The organism is Collimonas sp., from assembly GCF_044339385.1.
Classification (GTDB): domain Bacteria; phylum Pseudomonadota; class Gammaproteobacteria; order Burkholderiales; family Burkholderiaceae_D; genus Collimonas.
On record NZ_JBIIVN010000087.1, the window covers coordinates 1 to 10,572 of the forward strand.

General features: G+C 57.0%; 10 protein-coding genes, 1 tRNA gene and 1 pseudogene. 3 read left to right on the plus strand and 9 right to left on the minus strand.

Annotated elements, in window-relative coordinates; translation table 11 throughout:
• Positions 1–257: 257 nt before the first annotated feature.
• Genes ACIQ0R_RS07815 through ACIQ0R_RS07825 form a run of 3 tightly spaced genes read left to right on the plus strand, consistent with a single transcriptional unit; the run spans position 258 to position 1,512 of the window.
• The gene (locus ACIQ0R_RS07815; RefSeq protein ID WP_395825870.1) at positions 258–749 is read left to right on the plus strand and encodes a PRTRC system ThiF family protein; all 492 of its coding nucleotides are present in this window, start codon (positions 258–260) and stop codon (positions 747–749) included.
• A complete protein-coding gene (locus tag ACIQ0R_RS07820; RefSeq protein ID WP_395825873.1) occupies positions 746–1,297 on the plus strand; it encodes a hypothetical protein in 552 nt (183 codons plus the stop codon). The genes ACIQ0R_RS07815 and ACIQ0R_RS07820 overlap by 4 nt, the downstream gene beginning before the upstream one ends.
• Positions 1,294–1,512, plus strand: coding sequence for a helix-turn-helix transcriptional regulator (locus ACIQ0R_RS07825; protein ID WP_395825876.1), 219 nt, complete (start codon positions 1,294–1,296; stop codon positions 1,510–1,512). The genes ACIQ0R_RS07820 and ACIQ0R_RS07825 overlap by 4 nt, the downstream gene beginning before the upstream one ends.
• Here the strand turns inward: ACIQ0R_RS07825 and ACIQ0R_RS07830 are convergent.
• From ACIQ0R_RS07830 to ACIQ0R_RS07870, 9 genes and pseudogenes are all read right to left on the minus strand, one after another.
• The gene (locus ACIQ0R_RS07830) at positions 1,476–2,672 is read right to left on the minus strand and encodes a tyrosine-type recombinase/integrase (RefSeq protein ID WP_395825879.1); all 1,197 of its coding nucleotides are present in this window, start codon (positions 2,670–2,672) and stop codon (positions 1,476–1,478) included. The genes ACIQ0R_RS07825 and ACIQ0R_RS07830 overlap by 37 nt on opposite strands.
• Positions 2,673–2,833: 161 nt before the next feature.
• Positions 2,834–2,923, minus strand: a tRNA-Ser gene (locus ACIQ0R_RS07835).
• A 148-nt stretch (positions 2,924–3,071) separates the two neighbouring features.
• Positions 3,072–4,373: a serine--tRNA ligase gene (gene serS / locus ACIQ0R_RS07840; protein WP_395825882.1), complete on the minus strand. Its 1,302-nt coding sequence runs from the start codon at positions 4,371–4,373 to the stop codon at positions 3,072–3,074.
• A gap of 241 nt (positions 4,374–4,614) precedes the next feature.
• Entirely contained in the window at positions 4,615–5,625 is a 1,011-nt protein-coding gene (locus ACIQ0R_RS07845) for a peptide ABC transporter ATP-binding protein (RefSeq protein ID WP_395825898.1), read from the minus strand.
• A 74-nt stretch (positions 5,626–5,699) separates the two neighbouring features.
• Positions 5,700–6,737: an oligopeptide/dipeptide ABC transporter ATP-binding protein gene (locus tag ACIQ0R_RS07850; RefSeq protein WP_395825885.1), complete on the minus strand. Its 1,038-nt coding sequence runs from the start codon at positions 6,735–6,737 to the stop codon at positions 5,700–5,702.
• Between the two features lie 14 nt (positions 6,738–6,751).
• Positions 6,752–7,678 carry an ABC transporter permease subunit gene (locus ACIQ0R_RS07855; RefSeq protein WP_395825888.1) on the minus strand — a complete coding sequence of 309 codons (927 nt, stop codon included), beginning with the start codon at positions 7,676–7,678 and terminating at the stop codon, positions 6,752–6,754.
• The gene (locus tag ACIQ0R_RS07860; RefSeq protein ID WP_395825891.1) at positions 7,675–8,685 is read right to left on the minus strand and encodes an ABC transporter permease subunit; all 1,011 of its coding nucleotides are present in this window, start codon (positions 8,683–8,685) and stop codon (positions 7,675–7,677) included. Before ACIQ0R_RS07860 ends, ACIQ0R_RS07855 begins: the two co-directional genes overlap by 4 nt.
• A gap of 124 nt (positions 8,686–8,809) precedes the next feature.
• Positions 8,810–10,402 (minus strand): ABC transporter substrate-binding protein, encoded by a 1,593-nt coding sequence (locus ACIQ0R_RS07865; protein WP_395825895.1) that lies wholly within the window; start codon positions 10,400–10,402, stop codon positions 8,810–8,812.
• 56 nt (positions 10,403–10,458) lie between these two features.
• Positions 10,459–10,572 (minus strand): annotated as a pseudogene (locus ACIQ0R_RS07870) (IS5/IS1182 family transposase); the annotation flags it as partial.

Below are 10,572 nucleotides of genomic sequence, written 5' to 3' on the forward strand. Positions count from 1 at the left end.
GCAGCATTCGACGCTTGGCTATCGTTCACCCTGCCAGTATTTAGATGACTGGCTCGCTGAGCAACATCAGGAAAAACAGGCGGCATAAAAGCCACCTGTTGGAAGACGAAAAATCGAGGGAAGCTCATAGCGACAGCTTGTCGCGTAAATGCATGCGTCTAATCTTGCCTAACATTTCCATGGTGATCACCTTATATCTCCTGCCTAAAAATTAGACAGGACAAGTAGAACACCTGGGCCAATTTTGAATCAGCACTATGCCCTTTGCTGGGTCAATTTTCGGTCAGCCGCAACACTTCGAGGGCAACGCTGAGCCAGACCTGCTCATTCTCTGCGTTGACAGTGCCGCCGCTCGGCATCTGATTTATGACGATTATCAGTCCGATTGGCATCACTCGTATGTATTGGATGTTGGCAATAGAGCAGCTGACGGCCAAGCAATCTTCGGCGAATGGGGTGGCGTCAATCGGCCGCGTAAAAACCTTCCGGCCGCTCATGTTCCATTACCGGATCCCTATAAGCTGCTTCCCGAGCTTGTGGACATCACCGTACCGGAAGATGACACGCCGAGCTGCGGCCTGGCCGAGGCGCTGGAGCGCCAGGAGCTGTTTATCAATCAAGCCGTCGTAACGCCGGCGCTGGCCATCCTGTGGGAATTTTTCCGCTATGACCAACTGACTTGGCACGGCGCATTCATCAATCTGCGGATCGGCAGCAGCCGGCCGCTACTCGTCAAGGAACCACAATGAGCACCATACAAGAAAACAATCAGAACGACGAAGCCCAGCTTCTGGATGACCACGCGGTCGATCTCTTCGCTGCGGCCATGAAAGAAAAGCTCGCCAAGAAGCGACTGCAGGGATTCGGCGGATGGCACGACATCAGCACGCTCCGCGACGAATCACTGACCGACCTGCTCTTGCGCGCCGTGGCCAAGGGCGATCCAGTGGATGTCGGCAATTTCGCAATGATGCTGTTCTGCCGAAATGATAGCCACGACATCCTCAAGGAAACCATGGCCAGCGCAGACAGTGAATGCGCTCTGTCTTATCCTGCTACGGCCACGCCAGAGCTCTTGGATGTTCTGGGCATCATGAACTTCCGCACCGGCCCGATAGCGCATCTTTTTCGCGCGGCCGGACATTACATTCCTAGAAAATGCGAATCTGAGCAGGCATTTGTTCTGGACCGCCTCATTCGCACGGTGCTACGGCACGGGGCAAACTGGCATGCCGAATTTTCAATAGACCTCAAAGCCGCCGCCCGCAAAATTTCCGCTGAAAAGGCCCCGACATGACACACGTGATTTTGAGAGCAAACCAGGTGATGGAAAAGACCAAAATTGGCCGCACCTACTTGTACCAAGAAATAAAGGCCGGGCGGTTTCCGAAACCCATCAGCCTCGGTGCCAAAGCAGTCGGATGGATCGAGAGTGAGGTCGACGCCTGGATCGATGCCCTTATCGAAATCCGCAATCAGAGCAGCGACGGCAATGCAAATCGATCAATGTAGTCCGCCCAGTCCTGCATCATCCTGGTACGCTCAGCCAGGAATTTGGCGCGATCGTACGCCGCGTCAACTTTATTCTTCTTTACGTGGGCCAGCCGCAGGTCAACAACGTCATGCACATAGCCCAATTCCTGCTTAATCGTTCCCATCGCCAGTGACCGGAATCCGTGCCCGGTCATTTGCCCATGGTAACCGAGGCGCTTCAGCGCCATGAGAATCGCCCCATCAGACATGTGGTCGTCCGGCTGCCGCTGGTTTGGAAAAACGAATTGATTCCTCCCAGTCAGGGGCTGCATCTTCCGAAACCATGCAACAGCCTGCCGGGATAGTGGAACAACATGGTCCCGCGCCTTTTTCATACGTTCTGCAGGTATGATCCATTGGCCACCTTCAAGATCGAGCTCCGACCAGGGCACAGCGATTAATTCTTTTGTCCGCACAAATGTCAGCATCATTACCCACAGGGAAACCCGCGTAGACAGAAACATTCGGTCTGGTGTATTGGTCAGGTTTTGCACAAATGCCGGTAACTCTTCGACCTCAATTGCCGCGAAGTGCCCCTTCACAGCCACCTCCAAGACTTCCTTTAACGGCATTGCTGGATTCGTTTGGGTATAGCCACACGCGATCGCATAGTTAAAAACCCGAACAACTAGCCCGCGGATCCTGTTAGACACTTCCAACGCGCCCCTCTTCTCAATTTTCCGAAGAGCATCCAATACCTGCTGCGACGTCACCAGCGAAATCGGCGTAGAACCGAACTCAGGAAAGATGTCCGTTTCCAGGCGATGGAGATGGTTTGCAGCAGTGCCTTCACCCCAGGTGCGCAGTTTCTTCTGGTGCCACTCGCGCGCTGTAACCTCAAATGTCTGCTTCTCAGCCTCCAACCGGCCAGCTTTGGCCGCCTGCTTCGCAGCACCCGGGTCGGTCCCGCCTTTCAGAGTTTTCCTGGCCAGCTCCCAGGCCTCGCGCGCTTCGACTAGGGTCACCTCTGGGTACACCCCAATCGATAGCTCTTTCTGCTTCTCATGGAAGCGGTATGCACCGGCCCAATATTTGCTGCCGTTGTGATGGACGCGAAGAAACAATCCCCGGCCGTCAGACAGCTTATAGGATTTCTCTTTGGCCTTGGCAGTGCGACAAGCTAGATCGGTGAGGGACATGTTGGGTAATTTTTTTGAGCTGGTTATTTGCCCAACATTTTACCCAACAAATTCGGCGGATGTGTACGAACAGCAAAAAACACCGACGAACAAAAAAAGCCGCATTTCCCTATGGGAGACGTGGCTTTTTGAACTATTACGAACAACTACAAACTATATACTGGCGGAGAGGGTGGGATTCGAACCCACGGTACGATTTAACGTACGCTTGATTTCGAGTCAAGTACATTCGACCACTCTGCCACCTCTCCGGTTTTCGGTCGACTTGCTGTGTTTAGTGCAGCAAAGCGCAAGATCGTAGCAGACTTTTTTCGACTATGGAATGCCTTTTTTCAACCTTCTTGCGCAGCCAAACCACAGCGCCGACCTTCTGAAAAATATTTTTTTAAAATCAAATACTTACGCGGTCAACCTGGTCAAGCCGCCCATGTACGGATGCAGCACCGCCGGGATGTCGACGCTGCCGTCGGCTTGCTGGTAGTTTTCCAACAACGCTACCAGAGTGCGGCCAACGGCCAGACCGGAGCCGTTCAGGGTGTGCACCAGTTCCGGTTTGCCTTGAGCGTTGCGGAAACGAGCTTGCATGCGGCGCGCCTGGAAGGCTTCGCAATTCGAGACCGAGGAAATTTCGCGGTAGGTGTTTTGCGCTGGCAACCAGACTTCCAGGTCGTAGGTCTTGGCGACACCGAAGCCCATGTCACCGGTGCAGAGCGACATCACGCGATACGGCAGGCCGAGCTTTTTCAGGATGTTTTCGGCGTGGCCGACCATTTCTTCCAGCGCTTCGTACGACTTTTCCGGATGGGCGATTTGTACCATTTCGACCTTGTCGAATTGATGCTGACGGATCATGCCTCGGGTGTCGCGGCCGTAGCTGCCGGCTTCGGAGCGGAAGCATGGCGAATGCGCACTCATCTTGATCGGCAACGTTTCGCCGGCAACGATGTCGTCGCGCACGGTATTCGTCAGCGGCACTTCGGCGGTCGGGATCAGGTACAAGGCGGCGGCGTCGACGCCTTGCTCGCCTTCCTGGCCACCCTTTTTGACGGCGAACAGATCTTCTTCAAACTTCGGCAACTGGCCGGTGCCGCGCAGCGAATCAGCGTTGACGATGTACGGTGTATAGCATTCGGTGTAGCCGTGCTCGCCGGTGTGGGTGTCCAGCATGAACTGCGCCAGTGCGCGGTGCAGTCGGGCGATGCCGCCCTTCATTACCGCAAAGCGCGAACCGGTCAGCTTGGCGGCGACGTCGAAATCCAGACCCAGCGCGGCGCCGACATCGACGTGATCGCGCACCTCGAAATCGAAGCTGCGCGGCGTGCCGACCTTGCGTACCTCGACGTTGCCGGTTTCATCCTGGCCCAGCGGGACCGATTCGTGTGGCAGGTTAGGCAGCGCCTGCATGAAGGCACTGACTTGCTCTTGCACTTGATCGAGGCGGGTTGCCGATGCCTTGAGCTCGTCGGCGATGCCGGCCACTTCCGCCATCACGGCCGAGGCGTCTTCGCCTTTGCCCTTGAGCATGCCGATCTGCTTCGACAGCGAGTTGCGCTGCCCTTGCAGTTCTTCGGTGCGGGTCTGGATTTGCTTGCGCTCGGCTTCCAAGGCGTTGAAGCCGTTGACGTCGAGCTGGAATTTGCGCGCAGCCAGTCGCTCGGCTACGGTGGCAATGTCTTTGCGAAGAAGTTGGATGTCGATCATGGACTTAGTAAATATAGGCAGGGAAACAAGCACCCATTGTACCAAGCCCGGCGGCGATAGTGCTCCGTAAATAAGGCGCTAAATAAGGCACTAAATGAGGCACTAAATGAGGCACTAAATGAGGCACTAAATGAGGCACTAAATGAGGCACTAAATGAGGCACTAAATGAGGCACTAAATGAGGCACTAAATGAGGCACTACTGCGCCGCCGACCTCGCCGCAAACAGACCGGCGGACCGCTCAGGATATCTCGGCAACCCGGTGGCAGGCCACCAGACGCCCATCAAACGATTGCAATGCGGGTACTTCCTGGCGACAACGATCGATGGCGTGCGGGCAACGATTGTTAAAAGCACAACCCGGCGGTGGCGCCAGCGGCGATGGCAATTCGCCCGGTAACATCATCTTTTTCTGACGCTGGGCCGGGTCGATGCGCGGAGTGCTGGCCAACAGGGCCTTGGTGTAGGGATGCAGCGGACGGCTGAAGACCTGCTGCTTGCTACCATGCTCAACGGTCTTGCCGAGGTACATCACCAGCACATCGTCGGCAATATGTTCGACCACCGACAGGTTATGCGAGATGAACAGGTAGGCCACGCCGGTGGACTGCTGCAAACCCATCATCAGGTTCAGCACCTGGGCCTGGATCGAGACGTCGAGCGCGGAGACCGGCTCATCGGCAACGATGACTTTCGGGTCTAGCATCAAGGCCCGTGCAATCGCCACGCGTTGCCGCTGGCCGCCGGAAAACATGTGCGGATAGCGGCCATAATGCTCGGGCCGCAAACCAACCTTAGCCATCATCGCCTGCGCCTTCTGCGCGCGCTGCTCTGTGCTGAGCTCGGTATTGATGATCAGCGGCTCTTCCAGCATCTGACCTACTTTCTTGCGCGGATTAAGGCTGGCATACGGATTCTGGAACACCATCTGCACCAGCGGCCGCACCCGCTTCAGGGTGGTGCGGTCGGCATCGGCAATATTGGCACCGTCCATCCATAGCTCGCCGCCGGTCGGCGGTTCGATCATTGTGATCTGCCGCGCCAGGGTCGACTTGCCACAACCGGATTCCCCGACCACCGCCAGGGTTTTGCCCGGCTGCAGCTGGAACGAGACGCCATCCAGCGCGCGCGCCATGGCTTTCGGCTTGAACCAGCCCTGCGAGACGTCGTAGTGCTTGATCAGATTCTTTGCCTCCAGCAGTACTACCGGATTGCCGCTGTGATTGAGGTTGTTGTGCGCGTTGTTATTCACGTTGTTATTCACGTTGTTATTCACGTTGTTATTCACGTTGTTATTCACGTTGTTATTGATATTGGCCTTCATCATCATGCAGCCCCACCGCTGAACACGGCATCAGGTGTCTTGCGCGACAGTTCAGACCAGCCATTGGTCGGCTGGCCGGCAGCATCAAGCGGGAAATGGCAGCGTGCCTGTGCCTGTTCCGGGCCCAGCAGTTGCGGCCGTTGCTGGCGGCACAGGTCTTGCGCGTACGCGCAGCGTGGGCTGAGCAGGCAACCGCTGGGGCGATCGTACTGGCCCGGCACCACGCCGGGAATGGTTTGCAAGCGCGTCCGGCCGATATTGTGTTCAGGCAGCGCTGCCAGTAGGGCTTGGGTGTACGGATGTTTGGGGGCATTGAAAATATCCGGCACGCGACCGGTTTCAACCACCTGCCCGGCATACATCACTACCACCCGTTGCGCGGTTTGGGCGACCACGCTCAAGTCGTGCGTAATCAGCATCAGGGTCATGCCGCGATCGCGTTGCAGTTGCAGCAGCAAGTCTAGCATCTGCGCTTGCACCGTCACGTCGAGCGCCGTGGTCGGCTCGTCGGCAATCAGCAGGCGCGGGTTGCAGGCAATCGCAATTGCCACCATCACGCGCTGGCTCATGCCCCCGGAGAGCTGGTGCGGATAGGCATCGAGGCGGCGTTCCGGATCGGGAATATCGACCTGCTTCAGCAACGCCAGCGCCTTGGCACGCAATTCCTTGGTTGAGCCGCCTTGATGCACCCGCAGGGTTTCGATCAGTTGATACGCTACGGTGTAGGAAGGGTTGAGGCTGGTCATCGGGTCTTGGAAGATCATTGCGATGTCCTTGCCCAGCAGGCTGCGCCTTTGCTGCTCCGGCATGGTCAGCAGATCGCGGCCATCGAAGGCCATGCGCTCGCCGTTGACCCGCCCGGGGTAGTCGATCAGGCCCATCAGGGCCAGCAAGGTGACGCTCTTGCCGGAGCCGGATTCGCCGACGATACCGATGACATCACCGGTTTCGACGTTGAGATCGAGTCCATCGACAGCGGTAAACGGCGATGCCGTCGAGCCGAACTCGACTCTCAGGTTCTTGATTTCTAACAGTGCCATGTCGTTGTTCCGCTTTATCGTTTCAGTTTGGGGTCGAGTGCGTCGCGCAAGCCGTCACCCATCAGATTGAACGCCAATACCGAGATCAGGATTGCCAGCCCGGGGAAGGTCACCACCCACCAGGCGCTTTGGATGAATTCCAACGCACTGGCCAGCATTGAGCCCCACTCAGGCGTCGGCGGCTGTGCGCCAAGGCCGAGGAAGCCAAGCGCGGCAGCATCCAGGATCGCTTCGGAAAAGCCGAGTGTCGCCTGCACGATCAGCGGCGCCAGGCAGTTCGGCAACACGCAGTTGAACATGATGCGCAACGGACCGGCACCGGCGATGCGCGAGGCGCTGACGTAATCGCGCGACATTTCAGTGATGACCGCAGCGCGCGTCTGGCGCGCATAGTGCGGCATCATCACGATAGCAATCGCATACATGGCATTCATCAGGCCCGGCCCGAGGATTGCCACTACGGCGACCGCCAGCAGCAGGCTTGGCAACGCCAGCATGATGTCCATCAGGCGCATGATCGCGATCTCGACGACGCCGCGGCAATAGCCGGCCAGCAGGCCCAGCAAGATGCCGATGCTCAGCGACAGCGATACCGACACCAGGCCGATGACTAGCGACAAGCGGGCGCCGTGGATCAGGCGCGACAGCATGTCGCGCCCGACCGGGTCGGTGCCAAGCAAGAACTTGCTGCTGCCGCCTGCTTGCCAGGCCGGCGGCACCAGCGTGGCGTCGCGGAATTGTTCGATTGGCGAATGCGACGCAATCACGTCGGCCAGCAAGGCCGCCAGCACCATCAGAATAATGATCGCCAGCCCGATCACGGCACCGCGATTCTGGCTGAAATAGGACCACAGCTCGCGCGCCGGATGCGGCGGCTTGGCGGCGCTCAGCGGGATTGCCGGTGCGGCGGGAGTAACTTGGTTTGGTTGGGCGTGGTTCATGAGCTATGCCGAATGCGAGGGTTGATCACGCCGTACAATAAATCGACGACCAGATTGACCATGATGATGATCGTGGCGGACAACAGAATGCCACCTTGCACCACCGGATAATCGCGGCGCTGGATTGCCGCCACCAACCATTTGCCGATGCCGGGCCAGGAGAAAATGGTCTCGGTCAGAATCGCCCCGGCCAGCATCACGCCGACCTGCAGGCCGACCACCGTCACCACCGGAATCAACGCATTGCGCAGCGCATGCACCACAATCACCCGCAAGCGCGACAAACCCTTGGCGCGTGCAGTGCGGACGTAATCCTCGCGCAGCACCTCCAACATCGCTGAACGGGTCATACGCGCGATCACCGCCAAAGGAATAGTGCCGAGCGCAATAGTGGGCAGAATCAGGTGTGAGACGGCCGACTTGAAGACGCCGCTGTCGTCCGATAACAGACTGTCGATCAGCATGAAACCGGTTACCGGCTGCACGTCGAAGAGGATATCGATGCGGCCCGATACCGGCGTCCAGCCGAGTGTCACCGAGAACAACAGGATCAGCAGCAACGCCCACCAGAACACTGGCATCGAGTAACCGGTGAGCGAGACACCCATCACTGAATAATCGAACACGGTATTACGCTTGAGCGCCGCCAGCATGCCGGCCGGCAAACCGATCACCAGCGCGAACAGCATCGCGCAAAAGGATAGTTCCAGCGTCGCCGGAAACAGTGTCTTGAATTCGCTGAGCACCGAGGTGTGGGTCATGATCGAGACGCCCAGATCACCCTTGAACACATTGCTCAGATAGTTGAAATACTGCTGGTAAAGCGGCTGGTCGAGGCCCAGCTCATGCGCCATTTGCGCATAGCGGGCGGGATCCATACCGCGTTCGCCGGTCATCGCTTCGACGGCGTTGCCAGGAATCAGGTGTATCAATAAGAACACCAGCAGCGTAATGCCGAGAAAGGTCGGTATGACCAAGCCGACACGGCGCAGGATAAATCCGAACATGGGGGCTGCCTATATTCTAAAAAACCTTGTCGTTCTGCCGATGGCAGGACGACTCAGCATGGGTTGTACAAGATTGCATGAAAAAAGCGGCCCGGAAAACTGTCTTCCCGGCCCCGCATTGAAGTTACTTAGCCAGATCGACGTTCTCAAAATGGTGATGCGCAAACACCGCCATCTTGAAGCCGACCACTTCCTTGCGGACCGGGGTGAAACGGATCGAATACGCCAGGTCGATCCAAGGCGCTTCTTCGTGCACGATCACCTGCGCCTGCTCGTACAGCTTGGCGCGTTCGTCCTGCTTCGGCGTCAGCTTGGCTTTCTGGATCAGCGCTTCGTAATCCTTGTTGCACCAGCGCGCAGTGTTGCCGCCGCCCTTGACGGCTTTGCAACCCAGCAGCGTTGCAAAGAAGTTATCCGGATCGCCGTTATCGCCGGACCAGCCAAACATCATCGATTGCTGATCGCCCTGCTTGCTGCGCTTCAGGTATTCGGTCCACTCGTAGGTGGTGAGTCTGGTCTTGACGCCGATCTTGGCCCAGTCGGCCTGGATCAGTTCCGCCATGCGCTTGCCGTCCGGGTTGTATGGCCGGGTGACCGGCAGGTACCACATCTCAACTTCGACGCCGTTCGGATAACCAGCCTTGGTGAGCAACTCCTTGGCCTTGACCGGATCGTAGCTGTAATCCTTGATCTTGTCGTTATACGACCAGAGCGTCGGCGGGATCGGATTCTTGGCGGCCTGGCCTGCGCCCTGGTACACCGTCTTGAGGATGGTTTGCTTGTCCACCGCCATGTTCAACGCCTGACGCACCAGCTTGTTGTCGAACGGCTTCTTCTCGACGTTGAACGAGATGTAGCCGATGTTCAAGCCTTCCTTGGTCATCATGTTGATCGACGGATCGGACTTCATAAGTTCGATGTCGGCCGGTTTCGGGAATGCCATGACCTGACACTCATTGGCTTTCAGCTTGGCGTAACGCACGGAGGCATCGGGCGTGATCGCATAGATCAGGTTGTCCAGTTTCGGATGGCCGCGCCAATAGGCATCGAACGCTTTGTAACGAATCACCGCATCTTTTTGGTAAGAGACAAACTGGAAAGGACCGGTGCCGATCGGCTCGCGGTCGATCACTTCTGGGGTACCGGCCTTCTTCATATTGTCGGCATATTCAGCCGACAGGATCGAGGCGAAATCCATGCCCAGATTGGCGATGAACGTTGCTTCAGGATGTTTGAGTTTGAAGACAACAGTATAGTCGTCGGTCTTTTTGACGCTATCGACGATCTTGTCCATGTCCATGTCAAGGAAGTAGCTGAAACTCTGGCCCGCTGCCAGTTTATGGAAAGGATGGTTGGGGTCGGCCATGCGGTTAAATGAGAACAGCACGTCATCGGCATTCAAATCGCGGGTCGGCTTGAACTTGGCGCTGCTGTGGAACTTGACACCTTTGCGCAGCTTGAAAGTATAGGTCAGGCCATCATCGGACACAGTCCACGATTCAGCCAGACCGGGAATGATCTTGGTGGTGCCCAGCTCAAACTCAACCAGACGGTTATACATCGGCACCGATGATGCATCGAAGGTCGTACCGGTGGTGTAGAGCTGTGGATTAAATCCTTCCGGGCTGCCTTCCGAACAAAACACCAGCGTCTTGGCGGCTGTCGCATAACCGGCCGTCGCGCACAGCAATGCCAGCAATCCAATCTTAGCAATCATTTTTCTTTTCATCATAGGTCTCTTTCTGTGGGTTATGGCGAAACTAAGAGACGGTTTCATAAAGGCTGCGATGCCTGCTGAAGTTTGCTCCAGCAGATCAGACTGCAGCCAAGTTTAAGGAATGCTTGATGAATATCAGCGCGACGTTCGAAACGAATGCGAAGACGACG